The 25,122-nt window shown below is 75.0% G+C and carries 20 protein-coding genes and 1 tRNA gene; 10 read left to right on the top strand and 11 right to left on the bottom strand.

Going from position 1 to position 25,122, the window contains the following annotated elements:
* Positions 1-128 precede the first annotated feature (128 nt).
* Positions 129-1,916 carry an L-lactate permease gene (locus BMW27_RS19510; RefSeq protein ID WP_091447260.1) on the top strand — a complete coding sequence of 596 codons (1,788 nt, stop codon included), beginning with the start codon at positions 129-131 and terminating at the stop codon, positions 1,914-1,916.
* 163 nt (positions 1,917-2,079) lie between these two features.
* Here BMW27_RS19510 and BMW27_RS19515 read toward each other — a convergent pair whose 3' ends face one another.
* From BMW27_RS19515 to dnaK, 5 genes are all read right to left on the bottom strand, one after another.
* Positions 2,080-2,547 (bottom strand): MarR family winged helix-turn-helix transcriptional regulator, encoded by a 468-nt coding sequence (locus tag BMW27_RS19515; RefSeq protein WP_091447264.1) that lies wholly within the window; start codon positions 2,545-2,547, stop codon positions 2,080-2,082.
* Positions 2,548-2,621: 74 nt separating this feature from the next.
* Positions 2,622-3,080, bottom strand: a complete 459-nt coding sequence (locus tag BMW27_RS19520) for a heat shock protein transcriptional repressor HspR (protein ID WP_091447266.1) — start codon at positions 3,078-3,080, stop codon at positions 2,622-2,624.
* On the bottom strand, positions 3,077-4,297 hold the full coding sequence (dnaJ, locus tag BMW27_RS19525; protein WP_091447269.1) for a molecular chaperone DnaJ: 1,221 nt from the start codon (positions 4,295-4,297) through the stop codon (positions 3,077-3,079). The genes BMW27_RS19520 and dnaJ overlap by 4 nt, the downstream gene beginning before the upstream one ends.
* A gap of 19 nt (positions 4,298-4,316) precedes the next feature.
* Positions 4,317-5,021: a nucleotide exchange factor GrpE gene (grpE, locus tag BMW27_RS19530; RefSeq protein ID WP_091447274.1), complete on the bottom strand. Its 705-nt coding sequence runs from the start codon at positions 5,019-5,021 to the stop codon at positions 4,317-4,319.
* A complete protein-coding gene (gene dnaK / locus BMW27_RS19535) occupies positions 5,018-6,901 on the bottom strand; it encodes a molecular chaperone DnaK (RefSeq protein ID WP_091447278.1) in 1,884 nt (627 codons plus the stop codon). Before dnaK ends, grpE begins: the two co-directional genes overlap by 4 nt.
* Positions 6,902-7,215: 314 nt before the next feature.
* On the opposite strand from dnaK, the gene BMW27_RS19540 reads away from it, so the two are divergent.
* Together BMW27_RS19540 and BMW27_RS19545 are read left to right on the top strand one after the other, a co-directional pair.
* A complete protein-coding gene (locus BMW27_RS19540; RefSeq protein ID WP_091447281.1) occupies positions 7,216-9,504 on the top strand; it encodes a (Fe-S)-binding protein in 2,289 nt (762 codons plus the stop codon).
* A 108-nt stretch (positions 9,505-9,612) separates the two neighbouring features.
* The gene (locus tag BMW27_RS19545) at positions 9,613-10,869 is read left to right on the top strand and encodes an MFS transporter (protein WP_091447284.1); all 1,257 of its coding nucleotides are present in this window, start codon (positions 9,613-9,615) and stop codon (positions 10,867-10,869) included.
* On the opposite strand, the gene dcd is transcribed toward BMW27_RS19545, so the two are convergent.
* Positions 10,835-11,425: a dCTP deaminase gene (gene dcd, locus BMW27_RS19550; protein ID WP_091447285.1), complete on the bottom strand. Its 591-nt coding sequence runs from the start codon at positions 11,423-11,425 to the stop codon at positions 10,835-10,837. The genes BMW27_RS19545 and dcd overlap by 35 nt on opposite strands.
* Before the next feature lie 153 nt (positions 11,426-11,578).
* Here dcd and BMW27_RS19555 point away from each other — a divergent pair, with 153 nt between their 5' ends.
* From BMW27_RS19555 to BMW27_RS19570, 4 genes are all read left to right on the top strand, one after another.
* Complete coding sequence (locus BMW27_RS19555; protein WP_091447291.1) at positions 11,579-14,329, top strand: S8 family serine peptidase; 2,751 nt, start codon at positions 11,579-11,581, stop codon at positions 14,327-14,329.
* Positions 14,330-14,697: 368 nt separating this feature from the next.
* Positions 14,698-17,439: an ATP-binding protein gene (locus tag BMW27_RS19560; protein ID WP_245743729.1), complete on the top strand. Its 2,742-nt coding sequence runs from the start codon at positions 14,698-14,700 to the stop codon at positions 17,437-17,439.
* Between the two features lie 15 nt (positions 17,440-17,454).
* A tRNA-Gly gene (locus BMW27_RS19565) sits at positions 17,455-17,525 on the top strand.
* A gap of 220 nt (positions 17,526-17,745) precedes the next feature.
* On the top strand, positions 17,746-18,396 hold the full coding sequence (locus BMW27_RS19570) for a hypothetical protein (protein WP_091447294.1): 651 nt from the start codon (positions 17,746-17,748) through the stop codon (positions 18,394-18,396).
* A 39-nt stretch (positions 18,397-18,435) separates the two neighbouring features.
* Here the strand turns inward: BMW27_RS19570 and BMW27_RS19575 are convergent, their stop codons facing one another.
* Entirely contained in the window at positions 18,436-18,672 is a 237-nt protein-coding gene (locus BMW27_RS19575) for a hypothetical protein (protein ID WP_091447298.1), read from the bottom strand.
* Between the two features lie 131 nt (positions 18,673-18,803).
* Between BMW27_RS19575 and BMW27_RS19580 the strand changes: the two genes are divergently transcribed.
* The 3 genes from BMW27_RS19580 to BMW27_RS19590 all read left to right on the top strand — a co-directional run bounded on the left by BMW27_RS19580 (position 18,804) and on the right by BMW27_RS19590 (position 21,980).
* Positions 18,804-19,604 (top strand): putative protein N(5)-glutamine methyltransferase, encoded by an 801-nt coding sequence (locus BMW27_RS19580; protein WP_245743730.1) that lies wholly within the window; start codon positions 18,804-18,806, stop codon positions 19,602-19,604.
* Positions 19,605-19,728: 124 nt separating this feature from the next.
* Positions 19,729-20,265 (top strand): universal stress protein, encoded by a 537-nt coding sequence (locus BMW27_RS19585; RefSeq protein ID WP_091447304.1) that lies wholly within the window; start codon positions 19,729-19,731, stop codon positions 20,263-20,265.
* 104 nt (positions 20,266-20,369) lie between these two features.
* Positions 20,370-21,980, top strand: a complete 1,611-nt coding sequence (locus BMW27_RS19590) for a GAF domain-containing sensor histidine kinase (RefSeq protein WP_245743732.1) — start codon at positions 20,370-20,372, stop codon at positions 21,978-21,980.
* Positions 21,981-22,122: 142 nt separating this feature from the next.
* On the opposite strand, the gene BMW27_RS19595 is transcribed toward BMW27_RS19590, so the two are convergent.
* The 4 genes from BMW27_RS19595 to BMW27_RS19610 all read right to left on the bottom strand — a co-directional run bounded on the left by BMW27_RS19595 (position 22,123) and on the right by BMW27_RS19610 (position 25,084).
* Entirely contained in the window at positions 22,123-22,758 is a 636-nt protein-coding gene (locus BMW27_RS19595; RefSeq protein WP_245743734.1) for a response regulator, read from the bottom strand.
* A 166-nt stretch (positions 22,759-22,924) separates the two neighbouring features.
* Positions 22,925-23,959, bottom strand: coding sequence for a type III polyketide synthase (locus BMW27_RS19600; RefSeq protein WP_091447313.1), 1,035 nt, complete (start codon positions 23,957-23,959; stop codon positions 22,925-22,927).
* A gap of 71 nt (positions 23,960-24,030) precedes the next feature.
* Positions 24,031-24,732, bottom strand: a complete 702-nt coding sequence (locus BMW27_RS19605; protein WP_091447315.1) for a methyltransferase domain-containing protein — start codon at positions 24,730-24,732, stop codon at positions 24,031-24,033.
* 7 nt (positions 24,733-24,739) lie between these two features.
* A complete protein-coding gene (locus BMW27_RS19610) occupies positions 24,740-25,084 on the bottom strand; it encodes a DUF3140 domain-containing protein (protein WP_091447317.1) in 345 nt (114 codons plus the stop codon).
* Positions 25,085-25,122 lie beyond the last annotated feature (38 nt).

A 25,122-nucleotide genomic window follows, 5' to 3' on the forward strand; every position in this document is an offset into this window, starting at 1 on the left:
CCTCCTGCCCCCCGCTGCTCGCAAGCTCGCGGCGGGACCCCGCAGGGGGTCCGGCTCTGCCCCACACTGAACCGCCCCACGTCCCCCCACCCCGCCTCGCGCCCTCACCGCCGAGGGAAGGAGCTCCGTTGTTCGAGCAGGTCGTCGACCCCGTCGGTGGGTCACTCGCACTGAGCGCCCTGGTAGCCGCGATCCCGCTGCTCACCCTCTTCGTGCTCCTCGGGGCGCTGAAGGTCAAGGCGTGGATGGCCGGGCTGATCTCGCTGGCCGTCGCGGTCGTCCTGGCCATCGTGGCGTTCCGCATGCCGGTCGGGCAGTCGCTGCTGTCGGCGTCCGAGGGCGCCGCGTTCGGCTTCTTCCCGATCCTGTGGATCGTCATCAACGCGATCTGGGTCTACAACCTGACGGTCGCCACCGGGCACTTCGACGTCCTGCGGCGCTCGTTCGAGAAGGTCAGCCCCGACCAGCGGATCCAGGCGATCATCATCGCCTTCTGCTTCGGCGCCCTCCTCGAGGCGCTGGCGGGCTTCGGGACGCCGGTCGCCATCAGCGTCGTCATGCTCATGGCGCTGGGCTTCCAGCCGATGAAGGCCGCCGCGGTGGCGCTGATCGCCAACACCGCCCCGGTCGCCTTCGGGGCGCTGGCGACGCCGATCGTCACCCTGGCCACCGTGACCTCCGGCGTCAGCGACGACGCCCGGCTCACCGTCGACACGCTGGGTGCCATGGCCGGCCGGCAGACGCCGATCCTGGCCGCGTTCGTGCCCCTGGTGCTGGTCTTCGTCGTCGACGGCAAGCGCGGGCTGCGCGACACCTGGCGCGAGGCGCTGGCCGGTGGTGTGGCGTTCGGCGTCGCGCAGTTCATCGCCGCGAACTACATCTCGGTGCCGCTGACCGACATCATCGCCGCGCTCGTCGCCGCGGCCGCCGTCGTCGCGGTCGTCCGCATGCGCACGGCCGCCTACGAGCCGGTCACCGCGGCCTCCCTGGCCGGCGGCGGCGACGGCACCGTGGCCGCCGGGTCCGGCGGCTCCCGCGGCCGCGGCGGGGTCGGCGCGACCGCCGGCGAGCAGCTCGGCGACGCCCCGGGCGAGCAGGCCCCGCGCGACCCGCACGCCCCCGCCGCCGGTGCTGGCGACGACCGACCCGTGGTCGACGACAACCGGTCCGAGGTCGTCAAGGCCTACGCCCCGTACGGGATCATCATCGTCATCTTCGCGCTGGCCAACCTCGGCCCGGTGAAGGCGGCGCTGGCCCAGGCGCCGTGGACGACGTCCTTCGCGTGGCCGGGGCTGAACGTCTTCGCTGCCGGCTCGGACACCGAGCTGTCCTCGACGACGTTCACCTTCAACTGGTTCCCCGCTGCCGGCACCCTGATGATCTTCGCCGGCCTGCTCACCATGCTGGTCCTGCGCATCTCGCCCGCACGGGGGCTCAAGGCCTACGTCGACACCTACCGCGAGCTGAAGTGGGCCATCGTGACCGTCATGGCGGTGCTCGCGCTGGCCTACGTGCTCAACCAGTCGGGCATGACCAGCCACCTCGGCCGGCTGCTGGCCGAGACCGGCGGCTTCTTCGCCTTCCTCTCCCCCATCCTGGGCTGGATCGGCGTCGCGGTGACCGGCTCGGACACCTCCGCCAACGCCCTGTTCGGCGCGCTGCAGGTGCAGGCGGCGACCAACGCCGGCCTCGACCCGGTGCTGCTGGCCGCGGCCAACTCCTCCGGCGGCGTCATGGGCAAGATGGTCAGCCCGCAGAACCTGGCCATCGCGGCCGCGGCGGTCGGCATGGCCGGCCGGGAGGGCGAGCTGTTCCGGAAGGTGTTCGGCTGGAGCATGCTGCTCCTGCTGCTGATGTGCCTGATCGTGGTCCTGCAGGCCACACCGGTGCTCGGCTGGATGGTCCCGGGTTCGTGACGGCCTGACCCGCTCACGACAGCGCCCCCGTACCCGGCTGGGTACGGGGGCGCTGTCGTGAGCGGTCCGCGGCTCCTGGCGGGCGGCCCCGTCCCGGCCCCCGCTGAGCTCCGGCGGGGTCCTGCCCTGGCCTGCGAAGGGCGGGGAGGACGGGGTCCTTCGTTCAGCGGCTGCTCTCGGCCTCGCGGGCCTCGCCCAGCCGGTTCAGCCGGGCCAGCAGCTCGCCGAGCGTGGCGACGTCCTCGGCCGGCCAGTCCGAGAGATCGGCCTCCCAGCGGGCCCGGCGGGCGTCCCGGATGCGGGACAGCCGGGCCGCGCCCTCGGGGGACGTGCTGAGCACCTGGGCGCGCCCGTCGGCGGGGTCGGCCTCGCGGGAGACCAGGCCCAGGTCGACCAGCGAGGACACCTGGCGGCTCACGGTGCTCTTGTCCAGACCCAGCCGGGCCACCAGGTCGCTGGCGCGCAGTGGACCGGCGTCCTGCAGCAGCGCCAGCAGCCCGTAGGCGGCACCGTCCAGGTCGGGGTGCAGCTCGCGGGCCAGGCGGCTGGAGATGGCGCGGGAGCGGCGCAGCAGCAGGCCGATCTCCCGCTCCACCCGCGCGTAGGCCTCGTGCGCGTCGACCGCGGTCACGACACCTCCTCGCCGGCGCTCATCGGGGCCGTGCCCGAGGCTGCTGCGCTCCCGGGGTGACCTCGCACGCTCGGTCACCTCTCGTCCCGGGGCCGCCACACGACCAGCGCCGAGGTGGCGGGCCGCAGCGGGACCAGGTCGCGCCCGTAGCCGGCCCGGATGGCCGACTCGGCCGCGATCGCCCGGCTCTCCGCGACCTCCACCTCGGTGATCAGCTCCTGCACCCGCTGCTGCAGCGCCTCGACCTGCGACTCCAGGTCGATGATCCGCTTGATGCCGGCCAGGTTGACGCCGTCCTCCTGGGAGAGCCGCTGCACCTCGCGCAGCAGTGCGACGTCGCGCGGGCTGTACCGCCGGCCACCGCCCCGGGTCCGGCCGGGGCTGACCAGCCCCAGGCGGTCGTACTGGCGCAGCGTCTGGGCGTGCATGCCGGCCAGCTCGGCGGCGACCGAGATGACGAAGACCGGGGCGTCCTCGGCGACGGCGCGCCCGACGTCCGCCTGCTCGCGGCCGCCGTCGACCGGGAGGCTCACCGCGCACCGCCCTGCTGCTGCACCGCGGCGGTGATCCGCGGCCGGGGATCGCCGAGCTCGGCCTCGAGCACCTTGACGGCGTCCTCCGCGGCGGGCGTGAGCCGCTTGGGCACCGCGACCTCGACGGTCACCAGCAGGTCGCCGGCCCGGCCCTTGCCGGGGACGCCGCGCCCGCGCACCCGGAGCGTCTGCCCGCTCGCCGTCCCCGCGGGGACCTTGAGCGTGACGTTGCCGTCGAGCGTGGGCACGGTCAGCGTCGCGCCCAGGGTGGCCTCGGCGAAGGTGATCGGCACGGTCAGCGTCAGGTCGTTGCCCTTGCGGCCGAACAGCTCGTGCTCGGAGACGTGGACGACGACGAACAGGTCGCCGGCCGGGCCGCCGCGCCGTCCGGGCGCGCCCTTGCCGACCAGCCGGATGCGCTGGCCGTCCTTGACGCCGGCCGGGATCCGCACGGTGATCGTGCGGGTCTGGTTCGTCACGCCGTTGCCGGCGCAGGTCGGGCAGGGGTCGTCGACGACCTGGCCGGTGCCGCGGCAGTTGCGGCACGGCTCGGAGAAGGCGAAGGCCCCCTGGCTGCGGCTGGTCACGCCGGCGCCCTGGCACACCGGGCAGGTGTGCGGGCTGGTGCCCGGCCGGGCGCCCGAACCCGAGCAGGTCGGGCAGGTGCCGGGGCTCTGCATCCGCAGGGGCACCGTCACGCCGAGGACGGCCTCCTCGAAGGAGAGGGTCGCCTCGGTCTCGACGTCCTGGCCGCGGGCCGGGCCGGACGCCGCCTGGCTGCGCGCCCGCGCCGAGCCGGCCCCGCCGCCACCGCCGAACAGACCCCCGAACAGGTCGCCGAGCCCGCCGGCACCGCCCGCGCCGCCGGCCCGGCCGCCGCCCGCGGCACCGAAGAGGTCGCCGAGGTCGAACGGCTGGCCGCCGCCCGCCCCACCGGGGAACCCGCCCGGGAAGCCGGCCCGCGCGCCCGCCCCGCCGGACCCGAACAGGCGGCGGGCCTCGTCGTACTCGGCCCGCCGCTTGGGGTCGGAGAGGACGTCGTAGGCCTCGGAGACGTCCTTGAACCGGGCCTCCGCGTCCGCGTTGCCCGGGTTCTTGTCCGGGTGCAGGTCACGGGCCAGCTGCCGGTAGGCCTTCTTGATGGCCGCCGCGTCGGCGTCCTGGGCGACGCCCAGAGCGGCGTAGTAGTCCTTCTCGATGAAGTCCCGGGTGCTCATCGGGCGCCCCCTCTCCGGCTCAGTCGGACGCCGGGCCCTCGCCCGGCTGTGCGGGGACGGTCCCGTCGGGCGCGCCGTCGGCGGAGGCGGCCACCACCTGCTCCGGGTCGGTGACCGCGACCATCGCCGTCCGCAGCACCCGGTCGCCGCGGCGGAAGCCCTGCCGCAGCACCGTCGTCGCGGTCGGGACCTGGACGTCGGCCGAGGTGTCGTGCATGACCGCCTCGTGCAACGCCGGGTCGAACGGGTCACCGGCCCTGCCGAACGCCTCGACGCCCAGGCCGTCGAGCAGCCCCAGGACGCGGTCGGCCACGACCTTGAAGGCGCCGGTCAGGTCGCCGTGGTCGCGCGCCCGCTCGATGTCGTCGACGATCGGGAACAGCTGGGTGGCGAACCGCTCGGCGGCCTGGTCCACCACCAGCTGGCGGTCCCGGTCGACCCGGCGGCGGTAGTTGGCGTACTCCGCGGTGACCCGCTGGAGGTCCTCGGTGCGTTCCGCCAGCTGGCGGACCACGTCACCACCGGCGGTGTCGCCGTCCACCACCGTCGGCTGTCCGCCGTCGGCGGTGGCCTCGTGCTCGCTCATCTGCTCCCCTGCTGGGTCCGCGGCGGGGCGGGTGCCGGCCGGCTGCTCACCGGCCGGCACCCGCACGGTGCCGCTGGTCGGGTCGATGCGCCGCTTGTCGCGGATGACGACCCGCGGCTCCTCTTCCCTGTCCGTCATCGGCGGTCGTTGTCCTCGTCGACGATCTCGGCGTCGACCACGTCGTCGTCCGACGCGGTGGCACCGGTGGCCCCACCGGTCGCGCCGCCGGGCGTGCCGGCGTCACCGGCGGCACCGGCACCCGCGGCACCTGCGTCGGCCTGCTGGGCGTACAGCGCCCCGCCGACCTCCTGGGAGACCCGGGCGACCTTCTCCTGGGCCGCCTTGATCGCCGCGATGTCCGAGCCGCCCAGCGCCGAGCGCAGCTCGGTGAGGGCCTCGCCGAGCTCCTCCTTCTTGTCGGCCGGGATCTTCTCACCGTTCTCGGCCAGGAACTTCTCGGTCTGGTACTGCAGCGACTCGGCGAGGTTGCGGGTCTCGGCCTCCTCGCGGCGGCGCTTGTCCTCCTCGGCGTGCGCCTCGGCGTCCTTCATCATCCGCTCGATGTCCTCCTTGGGGAGGGCCGAGCCGCCGGTGATGGTCATCGACTGCTCCTTGCCCGTGCCGAGGTCCTTGGCGGACACGTGCACGATGCCGTTGGCGTCGATGTCGAAGGCCACCTCGATCTGCGGGACGCCACGCGGCGCCGGCGGCAGACCGGTCAGCTCGAACATGCCGAGCTTCTTGTTGTACATGGCCATCTCGCGCTCGCCCTGGAAGACCTGGATCTGCACCGAGGGCTGGTTGTCGTCGGCCGTCGTGAAGATCTCCGAGCGCTTGGTCGGGATCGTGGTGTTGCGCTCGATGAGCTTGGTCATGATCCCGCCCTTGGTCTCGATGCCCAGGGACAGCGGGGTGACGTCGAGCAGCAGGACGTCCTTGACCTCACCGCGCAGGACGCCGGCCTGCAGGGCGGCGCCGATGGCGACGACCTCGTCGGGGTTGACGCCCTTGTTGGGCTCCTTGCCGCCGGTCAGCTCGCGCACCAGGTCGGTGACGGCCGGCATGCGGGTCGAGCCACCGACGAGGACGACGTGGTCGATCTGCCCGACCGAGATGCCGGCGTCGCGGATCGCCTGGTTGAACGGCGCCTTGGCACGGTCGAGCAGGTCCTGGGTCAGCCGCTGGAACTCGGCACGGGTGATCGTGACGTCCAGGTGCAGCGGGCCCTCGGCGCCGGCGGTGATGTAGGGCAGGTTGACGTTGGTCGACTGCGCGCCGGACAGCTCGATCTTGGCCTTCTCGGCGGCCTCGCGGAGCCGCTGCATGGCCAGCTTGTCCTTGGACAGGTCGATGCCGCTCCGCGCGTTGAACGTCTGCACCAGGTGCTTGACGACCCGCTCGTCCCAGTCGTCACCACCGAGGTGGTTGTCACCGGCGGTGGCCTTCACCTCGATGACGCCCTCGCCGATCTCCAGCAGGGAGACGTCGAAGGTGCCACCACCGAGGTCGAAGACGAGGATCGTCTGCTCGGTCTCGCCCTTGTCCAGGCCGTACGCCAGCGCGGCCGCGGTCGGCTCGTTGACGATGCGCAGGACGTTGAGGCCCGCGATCTCTCCGGCCTCCTTGGTGGCCTGGCGCTGGGCGTCCTCGAAGTAGGCGGGGACGGTGATGACCGCGTCGGTCACGGGCTCACCGAGGTAGGTCTCGGCGTCGCGCTTGAGCTTCTGCAGCACGCGGGCGCTGATCTCCTGCGGGGTGTAGCGCTTGCCGTCGATCTCCGGCGACTTCCAGTCGGTGCCCATCTCGCGCTTCACGCTGCGGATGGTGCGGTCGACGTTGGTGACCGCCTGGTTCTTCGCCGACTGGCCGACGAGGACCTCGCCGTTCTTGGCGAACGCGACGACCGACGGGGTGGTGCGCGAGCCCTCGGAGTTCGCGATGACCGTCGGCTCGCCGCCCTCGAGGACGGTGACGACGGAGTTCGTGGTGCCGAGGTCGATACCGACCGCTCGAGCCATGGAGCTGGCCTCTCTTCCGTGTGTTCCGGGGTGGTGGTGGTCCGTGTGGGAGCCGGGTGTCCGCCTTGCGCGGGGTCCACTCAACTTTCCTGCCCACCCTAACGGCAGCCCGCGGGCGAGTGTTCCCGGGTGCCGCGGTCGCTTCGCCTGCCGCAATGTGGTTACCGGCAAGTAGCCTGTGCGCCGGACGGCTATCGTCCGACACGCGCGGGCGCAGGTGCCCACGCGTGGTCCGCTCGGCGGCGGCGAGTCCACCCGCCGCCGTGGCGGGCGGGGGATCAACCGACGCCTCCGGGCGTCCGGGAGGGATTTCGATGGGCCCCTTGCAGGTCGTCCTGGGGACGATCAGCGTCGTCTTCCTGGTCGTGTCGGTGGTGTTCGCCTACCGGGCGGTCCGGGCGATGGTCCGCATCATCAGGACCGGGCAGCCGGACAGCACCCGCAACGGCCCGGTGGGCCCGCGGCTCAAGACGCTGCTCGTGGAGTCGCTCGGCCACACCCGGATGCTCAAGTGGTCGTCGATCGGCGTCGCCCACTGGTTCGTGTTCCTGGGCTTCTACGGCCTCTTCCTCACCCTCGTCGAGGCCTTCGGCGAGGTCTGGAACCCGGCCTTCCACCTGCCACTCGTGGGCGAGCTGGGCGTGTGGAACCTGTTCGCCGACGTCATCGGCACCGGCACGGTCGTCGGGATCCTCTACCTGATCTACCGGCGCCAGAAGGACCACCCGCGCCGCCAGGGCCGGGCCAGCCGCTTCGCCGGATCCAACGAGGGCCGCGGCTACTTCGTCGAGGCCGTCGTCCTGGTCGTCGGGATCTGCATCCTGCTCATCCGGGCGCTCAAGATCTCCTCCGACCTGACCGACGCCCCGGCCTGGTCGCACCCGGTCTCGGGGCTGCTGGCCACCGTGCTGCCGAACAGCCCGGACCTGCTGAGCGTCGTCGCGTTCGTCAAGATCGTGGTCTCGCTGACCTGGCTCGTGGTCCTCAGCCGCACCCTCAACATGGGCGTCGCCTGGCACCGGTTCAGCGCCTTCCCGAACATCTACTTCAAGCGCCACGACGACGGCAGCGTCGCCCTCGGGCCGCTGCAGCCGATGACCTCCGGCGGCAAGCCGATCGACTTCGAGGACCCCGACGAGGACGCCGTCTTCGGCCGGGGCAAGATCGAGGACTTCACCTGGAAGGGGATGCTCGACTTCACCACCTGCACCGAGTGCGGGCGGTGCCAGAGCCAGTGCCCGGCGTGGAACACGGGCAAGCCGCTCAGCCCCAAGATGGTGGTCATGGACCTGCGGGACCACCTGTACGCCAAGGCCCCGTACCTGCTCGGTGAGAAGACCGCGAGCGAGACCGCGCCGGACTACGACGTCCTCAAGCCCAGCGACGAGCAGGTCTGGGCCTCGGGCTACGCCCGCATCGAGGGCACCAACGACGCGCAGGCCCACCGCCCGCTCGTCGGCACCCTCGAGGAGGGCGGGGTCATCGACCCCGACGTGCTGTGGAGCTGCACCAACTGCGGCGCCTGCGTCGAGCAGTGCCCGGTCGACATCGAGCACGTCGACCACATCGAGGACATGCGCCGCTACCAGGTGCTCATCGAGTCGAACTTCCCCTCCGAGGCCGGCGTGATGCTGCGCAACCTGGAGAACCGCGGCAACCCCTGGGGCGTCCAGGCCAGCACCCGCGAGGACTGGATGAAGGACCTGGACTTCGAGGTCCGGCAGGCCGACGGCCCACTGCCCCTCGACGTCGAGTACCTGTTCTGGGTCGGCTGCGCCGGCGCCATCGACGACCGGGCCAAGAAGGTCACCAAGGCCGTCGCGGAGCTGCTGCACACCGCCGGCGTCGAGTTCGCCGTCCTCGGCTCGGGTGAGACCTGCTCCGGCGACCCGGCCCGCCGCATGGGCAACGAGTTCGTCTTCCAGATGCTCGCCCAGGAGAACGTCGAGACGCTCAACGGCGTCTTCGAGGGCCGCGTGCCGGGCATGCGCAAGATCGTCACCACCTGCCCGCACTGCTTCAACTCGCTGGGCCGGGAGTACCCGCAGGTCGGCGGCGACTACGAGGTGGTGCACCACACCCAGCTGCTCAACCAGCTGGTGGCCGACGGCCGGCTGACCCCGGTCACGCCGGTCGACCGCAAGGTCACGTACCACGACCCGTGCTTCCTCGGCCGGCACAACAAGGTCTACACGCCGCCGCGGGAGATCCTCGAGTCCGTCCAGGGCCTCTCCACCCAGGAGATGCACCGCTGCAAGGACCGCGGCTTCTGCTGCGGCGCCGGCGGCGCCCGGATGTGGATGGAGGAGAAGATCGGCAAGCGGATCAACATGGAGCGCACCGAGGAGGCGCTCGGCCTCGATCCGGACGTCATCTCCACCGCGTGCCCGTTCTGCATCACCATGCTCAGCGACGCGCTGACGACCAAGAAGCAGAACGGCGAGGCCGGCGAGCACGTCGAGGTGCTCGACGTCAGCCAGATCCTGCTGCGCTCGCTGGCCCCGGTCGGCACGCCCGGCACCGAGCAGGGCGCGGAGGTCGGGACCCAGACCGACGACGTGGCCGGCACCGGCTCTGCGGCGACGGAGCACGGCGCGCAGTAGCAGGAGGACCCGTCGACGGCGCGTGTCCCCGCCGGGGCACGCGCCGTCGTCGTCAGGGGGACGGCCCCCGCCGCCGGACGGCCCGGACCGGGGCGGGACCATCGTCGGGTGACCCGGACCGCCACCCCCTCCTCCCGCCGGGGGCTGCTCCTCGTCGGGACGGCGATCGTGCTGACCGGGCTGAACCTGCGGACGGCGGTCAACAGCGTCGGCCCGGTGCTGCAGGAGATCCAGGCCGGACTGGGCATCTCCAGCGGTCTCACCGGGCTGGTGACCAGCCTGCCGGTGATCTGCTTCGCCGCCATCGGCTTCGCCGGTCCCCCGCTGACCGCCCGGTTCCGCGACGGGCACGTGCTGGCCGGGGCGCTGCTGGCGATGGCCGCGGGCCTGGTCCTGCGGGCGGTGGCCGGGGCGTTCTGGCTCTTCGTCGCCGGCACCGTGCTGGCGATGGTCGGCGGCGCCCTGGGCAACGTGCTGCTCCCCAGCCTGGTCAAGCGGTACTTCCCGACGCGCACCGGGCTGCTCGTGGGCGCCTACGGCACCGCGATGTCCGCGGGTGGGGCGGTGGCCTCGGTGTCGGCCGCACCGATCGCCCGGGCCGCCGGGGACGCCGGCTGGCGCTGGACGCTCGCGATCTGGGCGGTGCCCGCCCTGCTGGCGGCGCTGCCGTGGCTGGCCGTACGGCCGCGGGCGGGCACCTCGCGCGCCACGCACTCGGCGCTGCCGATGCGCGCGCTGGTGCGCAGCCCCACGGCGGTCGCCCTGTCGGCCTTCTTCGGCCTCCAGGCGATGCAGGCCTACATCATCATCGGCTGGACGGCCCAGTACCTGCGCGACTCCGGGCTGGACGCCGCCACGGCCGGGCTGCTGCTCGGGGTCAACACCGTGGTCGTCGTGCCGCTCAACGCGATCGTCCCTCCGCTGGCGGTGCGTGCGCGCCTGCAGCGGCCGCTGCTGGTGGTCTTCAGCGCCTGCTACGTCGGCGGCTGGATCGGACTGATGCTCGCCCCGCGGACCGTCCCGTGGTTGTGGATGAGCCTGCTCGCGGTCGGCATGAGCACCTTCGCCATGGTGCTCGCGCTCATCGGCCTGCGCGCCCGCACGCCGGAGACCACCGCGGCCCTGTCCACCGTCGTCCAGGGGTGGGGGTACGTGCTCGCCGGCGGCGGGCCGCTGCTGGTCGGCGTCCTGCTCGGGGCCACCGGCAGCTACGCCGGCATGTTCGTCCTCGCGCTCGCCGGCGTCGCAGCGCTGACCGCCACCGGCTGGCTGGCCACCCGAGAGCGGTTCGTCGACGACGAGGTGGCCGCCCGCGAGGTGGCCGGGGCGGTCAGCGAGCCGGACGCCGCGTCTCGGCCCGGGTGAAGTTCCGGAAGGACCGCGACGGCGTCGGGCCGCGCTGGTCCTGGTAGCGGGAGCCGTAGACCGCCGAGCCGTACGGGTGCTCGGCCGGGGTGGTCAGCTGGAACAGGCAGAGCTGGCCGATCTTCATGCCGGGCCAGAGCGTGATCGGCAGGTTGGCCACGTTGGACAGCTCCAGGGTGATGTGCCCGGAGAAGCCCGGGTCGACGAAGCCGGCCGTGGAGTGGGTGAGCAGGCCCAGCCGCCCCAGCGAGCTCTTGCCCTCCAGGCGCGCGGCCACGTCGTCGGGGATGGTGACGACCTCGAGCGTGGAGCCGAGCACGAACTCGCCCGGGTGCAGCACGAACGGCTCGTCGCCGTCGGGCTCGACCAGGGTGGTCAGGTCGTCCTGCTGCTGGGCGGGGTCGATGTGGGTGTACCGCGCGTTGTTGAACACCCGGAAGAAGCGGTCCAGCCGGACGTCGATGCTCGAGGGCTGCACCAGCGCCTTGTCATAGGGCTCGATGCCCAGGCGGCCCTCGGAGATCGCGGCCGTGATGTCGCGGTCGGACAGCAGCATGCGGCGGAGTCTAGGGACCGCCCCGCTCACCACTCCGGGCGAATCCGGCCGGCGGACCCTCAACCGCGCGGCCGGGCGCGCCGATCCCCTCCCGCCGGCTCCCGCCTGGGCCGGCTCTGACCCGGGCCGTGGTCCCGGTGGAGTGGAGGGTCCGTGTCCCAGTCCCGAGGAGCGCCGCTGCGTCGCGGCGCCCTGGCGGTCGTGCTCGTCTCCGCCTGGGTGGCCGGCTACGCCGGCGCCGCGGCCTACAGCGCACTCGCGCTCGCCGCCGTGCCGGTGGTCTCCGACTTCGGCCCTGGCGACGGGCTGACCCGCTACGTGCTCAGCGCCGACGAGGGTGTCGCGCCGGCCGACCTGGTCCGAGCGGTCGCCCTCGCCGACGGCGTCGTCAACGCCCAGCCGGTCGGGTCCGACCGCGCCCTGGTGGCGACCGAGGGCCTGGCGCCGCACCACCTGGAGGCGCTGCCCGGTGTCGCCGACGCCGAGTACTCGCCGGTGGTGCCCGTGGCCGCCGGCACGGTCACCGACCCCTACTGGCCGCAGTACGGCTGGAACCTGGAGAACACCGGCGTCAACGCCTACAACCAGCCGGCACGGGTCGACGCGGACGACGACGTCACCACCGGCTGGGAGGCCGGCACGGGCGAGGGAGTGGTCGTCGCCGTCGTCGACACCGGCTACGACTCCGACCACCCCGACCTGGCCGGCGCCCTGTGGACCAACCCCGCCGAGCCGTGCGGCCCCATCGACCACGACGGCAACGGCAGGGCCGGTGACTGCCACGGCTGGAACTTCACCACCAACAGCGCCGACGTCGACAACGGGGCGGGCGGCACCCACGGGGCGAGCGTCGCCGGTGCCGTCGGCGCCCGCGCCGGCAACGGTCTGGGCACCGCGGGCGTGGCCCCCGACGTGACGATCATGCCGCTGGTCATCGGCAGCGGCGGCGGGGTGGACGTCGTCCTGGGCGCCGAGGCGATCCGGTACGCGGCCGACCACGGCGCCGACGTGGTCAACGCGTCCTGGGGCGGGGCCTTCGGCGGGTGGGCGCTCGACAACCTGCGCTCGGCCGTCGCCTACGCCGAGTCCAAGGGCGTGGTCGTCGTCGTCGCGGCCGGCAACGACGCCGCGGACCGGGACGCCGCCCCGCTGTACCCGGCCAGTCTCACCGAGGCCAACGTCGTCACCGCCGGCTCCTCGACCGCGGCGGACACCCGGAGCGACTTCTCCGCGTGGGGCGCCGGCTCGGTCGACCTCTTCGCGCCGGGCACGATCGTGTTCACCACGTGGAACGACGGCGGCTACCGGCTGATCAACGGGACGTCGATCGCCTCCCCGCAGGTGGCCGGCGCGGTGGCGCTGTACCGGCAGGCGATGCCGGGCGCGACGCCGCGGCAGCTGCGCCAGGCCCTGCTCGAGGACGTCGACCCGGTGGCCGCGTTCGCCGGGCGGTCGGTCACCGGTGGCCGGCTGTCGCTGAGCCGTCTGCCGGCCCGCGCCGCGGACACCGTCTCCTACACCTTCACCTCGATGACCGCGCCGGCCGGCGTCGTCACCCCGCGCGTGGCCGCCACCGGCCCGGCCGCAGCGGGCGACTACGGCGTCACGCTGGGCCTGGGCATGGAGCACGAGGGCGAGGTCTGGGCCGTCTCCGGCGCCGAGCTCACCGTCGGCGGCACCACGCTGGCGACCGACGACACCGGGACGGCGCGTTTCCCGCTCGGCCACGCGGCCGGTCCGGCCGATCTGCCCCTGTCCCCCTCCGTGGAGCTCGGCGACGGCCGCTACGTGCTCACCGTCCGGCTCGACCGCGACGGCACGGCCGTCGGGCGCACCTACGCCGCTCCGCTGGTCGTCGGGACGACGGCGGCTCCCGCGCCGGGCGGGACCGGGAACACCCCGGGCAGCGGCCCGTCGGGCTCGTCCGGCTCCGGCTCGTCGGGGTCGTCCGGGTCCGGCGCGGGCGACCCGGGCTCGGGGAGCTCCGGGACCGGCGGGACGGACCGGTCCGCCTCCGGTGGCAGCGGCCCGAACGGCACCGGGACGGGCGGCACCGGGACCGGCAGCTCCGGCTCCGGTGGCAGCGGCTCCGGTGGCAGCGGCTCCGAGGGCAGCGGCTCCGAGGGCAGCGGCTCGAAGGGCAGTCCGACCGGTGGCTCCGGCGGCAGCGGGTCCGGGGGGTCGGGTCCGACCGGCTCGGGGTCGGGTGGCGCCGGCAGCGGTGGCTCCGGCGACCCGGGTGCACCGTCCGGCCGCACGACGCCCGTCGTGCCGGACGTGCCCTCGGGCACCCGGACGCCGACGTCCCCGGACGCCCCCAGCGGGTCCGGCGACCCGGGCGGCTCCAGCAGCCCGACCCCGGGCGGGCAGAACGTCTACCCGTCGGTCGGCCCGTTCGGGATCACCTCGCTGAGCCCTGCCCGGGTCGGCACGGCCGGCGGCACCCTGGTGACCATCACCGGCGCGGCCCTGCCATCGGGCCCGCGCGTCCGCATCGGGGACAGCGCGGCGGCGACCGTGGTCCGCTCGTCGGCGACCCAGGTCGTCGTCCAGGTGCCCGCCCGGGCCGCGGGCGTGTACGACGTGCACGTCTTCGCCCCCGACGGCCGGCACTCGGTGCTCACCGCGGCGCTGACCTACACCGCCCCCACCGGCGGGACGGCGCCCGGCGGCAGCACGCCGGGCGGCTCGGGCGGTGGGTCCGGCACCGGTGGCGGCGCGCCCGGCGGCGGTGGCGGTGCCGGCGGCGGCAGCGACGGCTCCGCGGGCGCCGGCGGCGGCTCCTCGTCCGACGTGCGCACCGGCCCCGGCGGGCTGCGGCTCGTCCGGAGCGCGGTCTTCGCCGGGCTGCGGACGGTCTGGTCGACCGACTGCTCGGTGTCCTGCCGCGGGATCCGCGTCTGACGCGAGGGCTTCCCCCCGGGCCACCGGCCGGACCCCCGTCCGGCCGGTGGCCCGGTCGCTCCCCGGAGCGACGTGCCGACCGGGACGCCGGCCGTCGGACAGGGGACGAGGCGTCCACCCGCGGGGAGGCCCTCGCTCGAGACACGGGCGCGACCGGCGGCACGCCGGCCCCCGGAGCTCCGACGCCACCGTCCTGCCCCGGCCGCCGAGCGGCTGCGCTCGGCGGCGACCGCCTCCTGGCAGCGGTGCGCCGTTGACCCGGGGGTACCGTCCCGTCCCGGTGGTCGGCCACGCCGGGGTACCGGGTCCGACGGGCGTCCGGTCCGCGTCGGGGGGCCGAGGAGCAGCACGCGGAGGTGGGCCGGCACGTGAGCGCAGGGCCCTCCCCGTCCCCGGCCCCGGGGGACGACGAGCTCTTCCGTGACGGCGGCGGGAACGGCCGGCTGATGGCCGCCTTCGACTGGTCCGCCACGCCGGTGGGACCGGTCGGGAGTTGGCCGGCCAGCCTGCGGCACGCGGTGCGCACCGTGCTGGTGTCGCGGTTCCCGATGATCCTGGCCTGGGGCCCCGGCTACACCCAGTTCTACAACGACGCGTACGCGACCCTGATCGGCACCAAGCACCCCGGCGCCATCGGCGACGACCTCCGGGTGACCCTCGCCGAGGGCTGGGCGGCGCTGCAGGAGCCGGTGGAGCACGCCATGGCCGCCCGCGAGGCGTCCTGGATCCCGCAGCTGCTGCTGCTGCTGGAGCGCGCCGGCTACCGCGAGGAGACCTACTTCACCGTCTCCCACGCCCCGGCCTACGGCGACGACGGCCGGGTCGCGGGCATGCACGCGGTCTGCACCGAGGTCACCCGGCAGGTGCTGGCCGAGCGCCGGCAGCGGCTCCTGCACGACGTCGCATCCTCGACCGGGGAGCTGGCCGACGAGACGGCCACGGTGACGGCGATGACCGCAGCGCTGGCCGGCGACCTCCTCGACGCGCCCTTCGCCGCCGTCTACCTCGACACCCCCGGCACCCCCGGGTTGCGCCGAGCCGCCACGATCGGCTGCGACCCCGGGCTGCTCCCGGAGGTGGCCGCCTCGCCCGGCGAGCTGCTGCCCTCGGCGGTGGCCGCCCTGGGCCTCACCGGCGGGCCCTTCGGCGACCCGGTCACCGAGGCCGCCGTGCTGCCCCTGGGCGCCCCGGACGGCGACGGCGTGGGCGCGCTGGTCGTCGGCCTGAACCCCAACCGGGCGCTGGACGAGGAGTACCGCTCCTTCCACGAGCTGCTGGCCGGCCAGTTGACCGCCGCGGTCCGCAACGCGCGCGCCTACGCCGAGGAGCGCGCGCGGGCGGAGGCGCTGGCCGAGCTGGACCAGGCCAAGACGGCGTTCTTCGCCAACGTCAGCCACGAGCTGCGCACCCCGCTCACCCTGCTGCTCGGCCCGATCGCCGACACGCTCGCCGCGGACGGCCCGGCCCTGCCGGGCGACGTCCGCGAGTCGCTCACCCTGGCGCTGCGCAACGGGCAGCGCCTGCAGCGGCTGGTCAACGACCTGCTGGAGTTCGTGAGCATCGAGGCCGGCCGGGCGTCGGCGGTGCGGGTGCAGACCGACGTGGCCGCCTACACCGCCGAGCTGGCCGGCGTGCTGCGGGCCGCGGCCGAGCGCGCCGGCCTGCGGCTCACCGTCGACTGCCCGCCGCTGGGCAGGCCGGCGTACGTCGACCCGCGGATGTGGGAGAAGGTCGTCCTCAACCTGGTCGCCAACGCGGTGAAGTACACCTTCGTGGGCGGCATCGACGTCGTGCTCCGGGCCGACGGCGACGATCTGGTGCTGCGGGTGTCCGACACCGGGGTCGGGATCCCCGCCGACGAGCTGCCACGCCTGTTCGAGCGGTTCCACCGCGGCGTCGGGACCGCCGCGCGCAGCCGGGAGGGCAGCGGGCTGGGTCTGGCCCTCGTGCGCGAGCTGGTCGCCCTGCACGGCGGCGAGGTGCGCGCCAGCAGCGAGCCCGGCGCCGGGAGCACCTTCACGGTCCGGGTCCCCTTCGGGGAACCCGACGCCCCGGCCGGTGCGCCGGCCGTCCCCTCGGCCTCCTCGCGCGGCGGCGTGGTGACCCCGTGGGACGACGTCGCGGACGGCGCAGGCCCGCGGACGCCGGCCAGCAGCCCCGGCACCAGCGTCCTGGTCGTGGACGACAACGCCGACATGCGCGCCTACCTGACGCGGCTGCTGTCGCCGATCTGGTCCGTCCGGACGGCGGCCAACGGCCAGGAGGCACTCGACGCCGTGCGGGCCGCGCGGCCCGACGTCGTCGTGACCGACGTGATGATGCCCGGGCTGGACGGCTTCGACCTGCTGCGAGCCCTGCGGGCCGACCCCGCCCTGCGCGGCGTCCCGGTGGTCATGCTCACCGCCCGCGCCGGCCAGGAGGCCGCCGTGGAGGGGTTCGACGCCGGGGTGGACGACTACCTGGCCAAGCCGTTCGAGTCCGCCGAGCTGATCGGGCGGCTGCGCGCCGTCGTTGAGCGCGCCGCCGGGCGCGCGACCGGTGCCCGCCCCGCCGACCGCGGCGCGGAGCTCCCGGCCGGCCCGGCTGCGGCCGACGGGGACGAGGCGCCCTCGGTGCCGCCCCGCCCGCGCCCGCCGATGACCCCGGCGGCGGCCGCGCCCGCCGCCGGGGACCGGGCTGCGCAGCCGGGCTCCGGAGCCCCCGCGCGGACCGCCGTCCGCCGGCACTGGCGCTTCCCGGCCACCACGTCGTCCGTCCCGGCGCTGCGCCGGCGGCTGTGGGCCGTGTTCGCCGACGCCGGCCTCGACGAGGACCTCGCCTACGACCTCGTGCTGGCGGCGTGCGAGGCGGCCACGAACGCGATCGAACACGCCCAGGACCCCACCGAGCCGGCGATCGACGTCCGGGCCGAGGTCGCCGGCGGCCGGGTGGAGGTCGCCGTCCGCGACTACGGCCGGTGGCGGGAGCGGGTGCCGAGCATGGACCGGGGCCGCGGCTCGATGCTGATGAGCGTCGCCGGGGACGTCACGGCGACGCCCAGTCCGGCCGGCACGACCGTCGTCATCCGCGCGGGCGGCCCCCCGCTCCCCTCCGACCGGGCGCTCGGGTAGTCTCGGCAGGACCCTGCGGGTGTAGTTCAATGGCAGAACATCAGCTTCCCAAGCTGACAGTGCGAGTTCGATTCTCGTCACCCGCTCTCCGCCTCCGGGCTGCCCGGCCGGTCGACCAGCCGGCGTCCCCGCTCATCAGCCGTACCGGCCGGGACGTGTGGACCGAGGAGCTCCGGCCGCTCCCCGGCCCGCTCACGCGGTGACGTCCGCCCCGGTCGGCCCGTCACCCGATCCGGTCACGACCCGTTTGCCGGGAGGACGACCGGGCACCGGTGCCGGGCCCTGTGTCGTCCACGAGGAGACGTGATGACCGAGCCCGACCGCACCCGCACCGACCTGCACGCCCGGACCGCTCCGGCCGCGCCCACCGGCGCGGCGGCACCGGAGGGAGCCCGCGCCACCCGGGGTGCCGCCCGGGACGCCGTGGACGCCCAGCACGCGCGCTACGGCGGCATCAAGTGCGGCGCGGCGTTCTTCGGCTGGCTGTCGGCCAACGGCCTGGCCGTGCTGTTGCTGGCGATCCTCTCGGCGGCGGGCGTCGCCTTCGGCCTGACCCAGGTGGACAGCGCGGACGAGGCAGCCCGGCAGGCCGCCACCATCGGCCTCACCGGCGGCATCGCCCTCCTGGTGGTGCTGTTCCTGGCCTACCTCGCCGGCGGCTACGTGGCCGGCCGGATGGCCCGCTTCGACGGCCCCCGCCAGGGCCTGGCCGTGTGGCTCATCGGCCTCGTGGTCGTCGCCGTCCTCGCTCTGCTCGGCGTGGTCCTGGGTGCGCAGTACAACGTGCTGTCCCAGCTGAACCTGCCGAGCATCCCGGTCAGCGGCAGCACCGCCACCACCGCCGGGGTCGTCGCCGGGGTCGCCGCTGCGGTCGTCTCCCTGCTCGGCGCGCTCCTCGGCGGCGGGCTCGGCACCCGCTACCACCGCAGGATCGACCGCGTGGGCTTCACCGCCTGACCGCACCGCCGGTCCCTCCGGCGCGACGATGCGGGCCGGCTACGACCGGTCGACCTGCGGAGCGGTCTGCTCGACGACCGGTGCGCCCCCGACGGCCGACCCGTTGTCCTGCACCGCCTGACTGCACCGCGGGACGAGCAGCAGGACCCCCAGCACGATCGCCAGTCCGGCGAGGAAGGTGCCGACGACGACGCCCCTGCCCCGGCGTCCCCGGGCGCTCGGCCGCTCCTCGCCGGAGCGGTCCTCGCCGGGAGGTCGTGGGTCGGATGTCGGCATGGTCGGCTCCTCCGTCGGCCCCGTCGCGCGCTGCTCGCGCACGACTGCCCTGCCCCGCAGGCACGGTGCCCATGCACGCGCCGCCCGCCCGTAGGCTGCGCGGCAGCCGGAGTCGGAGGGGGCGAGCGGCCGTGCGACCGTCCCCGGACGCCCAGCAGGACCCCGCACCGGTGGTCGCGCGGCTGCGCGCGGCGGGTTGCGTCTTCGCCGAGGAGGAGGCCGCCGAGCTGCTGGCCGCCGCGACCGGCCCCGCGCACCTCGCGTCGCTGCTGGGCCGGCGGGTCGCCGGCGAGCCGCTGGAGCTGGTGCTCGGCTGGACGACGTTCTGCGGCCTGCGCGTCGCCGTGGAGCCCGGCGTCTTCGTGCCCCGCCAGCGGACCGCCCTGCTGGTCGAGCGGGCGGTCGCGCTGCTGCGGGACACCCCCCGGACGCCGCTGGTGGTCGACCTGTGCTGCGGGTCCGGCGCGGTCGGCCTGGCGGTGGCCACCGCCCTCGGCGCGGTCGAGCTGCACGCGGCCGACGTCGACCCGGTCGCCGTCCGCTGCGCCCGACGCAACCTCGCAGGGGTCGGCGGCCGGGTGCACCGGGGGGACCTCTACGCCTCCCTGCCGGCGGGGCTGCGCGGGCGGGTCGACCTGCTGGCGGTCAACGCGCCCTACGTGCCCAGCGCCGCCGTGGCGCTGATGCCGCCCGAAGCGCGCGACCACGAGCCGCGCACCGCGCTGGACGGCGGTCCCGACGGCACCGACCTGCAGCGCCGGGTCGCGGCCGGAGCGCGGCACTGGCTGGGACCGGGCGGATCGCTGGTCGTGGAGACCAGCGTGCGCCAGGCGCCGCGCACCGTCGCCGCCGTCGAGGGCGGGGGGTTGCGCGCGGTGCTGGTGCGGGACGACGAACGGGACGCGACGGTCGTCGTCGGGAGCGCGTGTTGAGATCGTCACTCTCCGCTGTGACACACGCGGTCACCATTCGGAACGGATCAGTCACGCGCTGACCTGGGGAGACACGGGCCCTTGGTCCCTGCCGCCCCGCAACGGGGGGGTACACGATCGCCGCATGGACGATGCGCACCGGTTCGGCCACGGGCCGGAGGGGGAGCGGCCGGACCCACCCGCGACAGGCGACACGTCGGCGGACGCCGCGAGCGACCGGCGCCGGGTCGAGCCGATGCGACTCACCCCGCTGCTGCCGCGGCGCCAGAACCCCTGGCTGCTCGTCGACGTCGACGGCTCGCCGTCCTCGCACGGCGCCCTCGTGTGGGCACTGCGGGAGGCCGCCCGCCGGGAGGCCACCGTGGTCGCCGTCTGCGTCCTCGACGACGAGGGCGACGACGGGCTGCCGGGCCTGGGCCGGCCGGGACGGCGCACGGGCACCGTCGCCCTGGAACGGCTGGAGGCCCAGGTCCTGCGGGCCATCGCCGAGACCGGCGTCTCCGGCCGGGTGCGCACCGCCGTGCTCGAGCGCCCGGTCTTCGAGGCGCTCAGCAGCGCCGCCCGCGGCGCCGACCTGGTGGTGGTCAGCGGCCACGGCAAGACCCTGCTGCGCCCCGCCGTCCCCCGGCAGCCACCCCGTCGCCTGGCCCGCGGAGCCTGACGGAGACACACATCGCCACGACCTCGCCGCTCCTCCCGGAGCACCCCGACCACCGGGCCCTGACCCCGCCCGGCGCCGGGGCGGCCGGTCTGCCCACGGCCGAGGTGTCCGTCCTGGGCAGTCAGCCCACGGCGCACAGCACCCAGGTCGACGGCACGCTGAAGGAGATCGTGCAGGCCGCCGTCGAGACCACCGGTGCCACGTACGGCGCGCTCGGCGTCCTCGACGACACCGGCGCGGCCTACGAGCGTTTCGTCGTCGTCGGCATGGACGCCGCCACACGCGAGCGGATCGGCCGGCCGCCGGTGGGGGCCGGCGTCGTCGGCCTGCTGCTGGGGCGGTCCGAGCCGGTGCGCCTCGACGACCTGACCACGCACCCGGAGGCGGTCGGCTTCCCACCCGGCCACCCGTCGATGCGCTCGTTCCTCGGGGTCCCGGTCCGGGTGCGGGGCGCGGTGTTCGGTCACCTGTTCGTGACCGTCGAGCGCGTCGACGCGTTCACCGTGGCCGACGAGGCCGCGGCGGTGGGGCTGGCCGCCGCGGCCGGCCTGGCCATCGGCAACGCCGAACTGGTCGAGCGGGCCGAGCACCGCCGCGCGTGGGCCCAGGCCGGGACCGACATCGCGACCGCCCTGCTCTCCGGCGCCGACCCGGACATGGTGCTGCGCTCCATCGGTGAGCAGGTCGCCGAGCTCGCCTCGGCCGACGCCGCCGGCGTGCTGGTGCCGAGCCCGGACGACGAGAACGTGCTCACCGTGGTGGTGGCCGTCGGCGCGCACTACTACGAGTACGCCGAGGGCGTGCGCCTCCCGCTGACCGACACGCAGCTGGGGACGGCGCACCGCACCGGCACGCCGGTGCTCATCCCCGACGTCAGCGCCGCCGCGGTCGGCGGCCAGCGTGCTCCGGTGCTCGGCGAGCTGACCGAGCGCTTCGGCCCCACGCTGATGATCCCGTTGGGCGGTCGCCCGGCGCTGGGGACCGTCGTCGCCATGCGGCGGCGCGGGCGGGAGCCCTTCGAGCCGGACACCCTCGAGCTGGCGTCGGTGTTCGCCGCCCAGGCCTCGGTCGCGCTGGAGCTGGCGCGCAGCCAGCAGCGGGAGCGGCGGCTGCAGGTGCAGGCCGACCGTGACCGGATCGCCCGGGACCTGCACGACCACGTCGTCCAGCGCATCTTCGCCACCGGCCTGGCGCTCGACCGGGTCAGCCGCTCCCTGGAGGAGACCCTCCCCGAGACGGCGGCGGCGCTGGCCGAGCGGGTCGACGAGCTCGACGGCACCATCGCCCGCATCCGCTCGGCCATCTTTGAGCTGCACGAGGCCGACGACGCCTCGCCCGACGCGGTCCGCAGCCGCATCGTCGACGTCGTCCGCTCGATCACCGGCGGGCAGGGGCTGCGGCCGGACGTGCGGCTGCGCGGGGACGACGACCTGCCACCGGCGCTGCTGCCCGACGTCGTCGCCGTCGTCCGCGAGCTGGTGACCAACGTGGTGCGGCACGCCTCGGCGACCCGGGTGACGGTCACGGTCACCGTGGACTCCGAGGTGCGCGTCGTCGTCACCGACAACGGTGTCGGCCTGCCCGCGGTCGCCGTGCGCAGCGGGCTGACCAACCTCGCCGACCGCGCGGAGCGCCACGGCGGGCGGCTGACGACCTCCACCGGCCCGAAGGGCACGCAGATCCGGTGGTCCGTGCCGATGCCGCGCCGGGACTGAAGGACCCCGTCCTCCTCACCGGAGAAGGACCTCGTCCTCCCCACCCTTCGCAGGCTCAGGGCGGGACCCGGGACGAGGCCTCGCGCCGAGCCTCTGGACGGGGCCTGACGCGAGCTCGCGAGTGGTGGGGGCAGGCGGGTCCCTAGTCGCCGCGGTCGCGCAGCTCGGTGGCGAGGATCGCGGCCTGAGTGCGCCGCTCGAGCCCCAGCTTGGCCAGCAGGTGGCTGGTGTAGTTCTTCACCGTCTTCTCGGCCAGCCCCATCCGGACGCCGATCTGGCGGTTGGTCAGGCCCTCGCCGATCAGCCGCAGCACCGTGCGCTCCTGCTCGGTGAGCACGGCCAGCCGGCGGTCGCGCTCGGCCGGGCGGCGGCGCGCCGCCGGGGTCGAGACCCCGGTGTCCCGGTCGAACAACGTCCCGCCCCCGGCGACGGTGTGCACGGCGGACACCAGCGCCGAGCCGCGGACCTGCTTGAGGACGTAGCCCGAGGCACCGGCGGCGACCGCGGCCGCGACGGCGTCCTCGTCGGGGAAGCTGGTCAGGACCAGGCAGCGCAGCCCGGGCACCCGCTCGCGCAGCTTGCGGCAGACCTCCGCGCCGTCCCCGTCGGGCAGGCGCATGTCGACGACGGTGACGTCCGGCCGCACCGCCGGCACCCGCGCGAGGGCCTCGGCGACCGACCCGGCCTCGCCCACGACGCTGATGACCGGATCCTCCTCCAGGACCTCGGCGACGCCGCGCCGGACGACCTCGTGGTCGTCGACGAGGAACACGCGCACGGGAGTGTCACTGGACCCCACGGGCTGCCCTCTCCGGAGAGTGACCTAGCTCACGCAGGGTAGCGAGTGGGCGATGTCCCCACCAGCGGCCCCTCCCCGGACGCCGCCGGCCCCGTCCCGGGGCTCGCCGCGGGCCGGCGAGCGGCGGTGGCAGGCAGGCCTCCCATCAGGCCGGGAGCAGCAGCGCCGCGTAGAGCGTCAGCCCCGGGCCGAACGCCATCGCCACGACCGGGCCGTCGGCGTCGGCGAGCTCCTCGAGCACGAGCAGCACCGTGGCCGACGAGCAGTTGCCGTGCTCGGCCAGCACGTGGCGCGAGGCGGCCAGCTGCTCCTCGGCCAGCCCGAGCTGGTCGCGGACGACGTCGAGGATGCGCGGGCCCCCCGGGTGCACGGCCCAGCCGGCGACGTCCTCGATCCGCAGCCCGGCGCCGGTCAGCAGCTCGTCGACGACGTCGCCGACGTGCCGGGAGAGCACGTCGGGCACCCGCGGCGACAGGCCCATGCGGAAGCCGAGGTCGGTGACGTCCCAGGTCATGTGGTCGGCGGTCGAGGGGTCGGTCCGGGCCACCACGCCGGCCAGCCGGCGCCGCTGCCCGTGCCCCGCCCGCCCGGGCTCCAGGACGACGGCCGTCGCGGCGTCGGAGAACAGCGCGTGCGCGACGACCTGGTCGAGGTCCCGCACCGGCGGCTGCACGTGCAGGCTGGTCAGCTCGCAGCACAGCAGCACGGCCGGCCGGGACCGGGCCTCCACGTAGTCGCCGACCGCGGCGAGGCCGGGGATGGCGGCGTAGCAGCCCATGTGCCCGACCAGCAGCCGCTGCAGCCCCGGCGGCATGCCGAGGTCGCTGGCCAGCCGGATGTCCAGGCCGGGGGTGGCGTACCCGGTGCAGGTGGCGACGGCGAACAGGCCGACGTCCCCCGGCGCGAGGCCGGCGTCGTCGAGGGCGGCGGCCACCGCCTGCTTGCCCAGCGGCAACGCCTCCTGGACGTAGCGCTGCATCCGGGCGCCGGTGCTCCAGCTGCTGATGTCCTCGTCGAGCGGGTTGGCCACCGCGTGCCGGCGCCGCACCCCGGCGCCGGCGAACACCCGCCGCGCCGCGCGGACGTCGGCGTAGTGGCCGGCGAAGAAGCCCTCCCAGACCGCGTCCTGCTCGATCGTCGTCGGCAGGGCGCGACCGGCGCCGGTCAGGACGGCGCTCATCGGCGCAGCTCACGGGCGCTCATGACCCCGACCCTATGGGCGGCCGATGGGTGGCGCCTGCGTCGGCGCCCTCACCGGCGGCTCCCGTAGCCGGCGAACACCACGGCGGTGGACCGGACCGGCTTCATCCGCACCGTGTCCCGCCGGCCCAGCCGCCAGGCCAGCGCCTCGCGGAACGAGGGCCGCAGCCCGACCAGGCGCAATTCCAGTCCGAGCCGGTCGGCGGCGGCGAGCAGCCGGACGCGGTCGACGAACAGGGCGGGGTCGTGGATGCCGGGGGGCGGGCCGCCGGGCAGCCGCTCGGCCACGGTCACCATGAGGAAGCGCCCGATCCGGGTGTCGGCCAGCGCGTCGATGACCAGCGTGCCGCCGGGGCGCAGCAGCCGGGCGCACTCGGCGAGCACCCCGACGTCGTCCTCGACGTGCTCGAGGATCTCGCCGGCCACGACGACGTCGGCGCACCCGTCGGCGAGCGGGACGGCGAGCACCGATCCCCGCACGGCCAGGACGCCGTGCTCGCGGGCCACCCGCAGGCCCGGCGCGCCGAGGTCGACGCCCACGTGGCGGTAGCCGAGCCGGGCGGCGTGCGGCGCCATCAGCCCCCCGCCGCAGGCCAGGTCGACCAGGACCGCGTCCGGACCCGGCGCCGGGGGGATGTGCTCGGCCCGCGAGGCGGCCAGCCAGTGCAGTGCCGCGAACCCGCCGGAGGCCTCCCACCACTGGTCAGCCAGGTCGTCGTACTGGGCGGGGTCGTTGCGGCGCAGGTCGGTCATCCGGGGACTAGCTCTCCTTCAGCGGGTCGTGGCCCCAGTTCATCAGCGAGTACCGCCACCTGGAGGTCTCGACGTCCTCCTTGCCCGGCTGCTGCGCCAGGTGGCGGGCCACGTAGCCGTGCACCTTGCGCATGTGGGCGAGGTCGTCGTCGGTGAGGTCCGACTTCTTCGTGCGCAGCAGCTCGACGATCCGGCGCCCCGCGGCGTGGCCGGTGGACTCGCCGTCGCCGTCCTTCTGCCCCACCGACTGCGACTCGTCGGTCTCCAGCCAGCGTTCGAGCTCGGCGGCGGTCATGTTCACCACCTCGCCGAACTCGCGGCGGGTGGTGTCCGGGTCCTCGTCGTGCGCCATGGCTGCTCCCGCGGTGTCTGCCCGTGTCGGGGCGCGTG

This window comes from Geodermatophilus poikilotrophus, assembly GCF_900111455.1.
Classification (GTDB): domain Bacteria; phylum Actinomycetota; class Actinomycetes; order Mycobacteriales; family Geodermatophilaceae; genus Geodermatophilus; species Geodermatophilus poikilotrophus.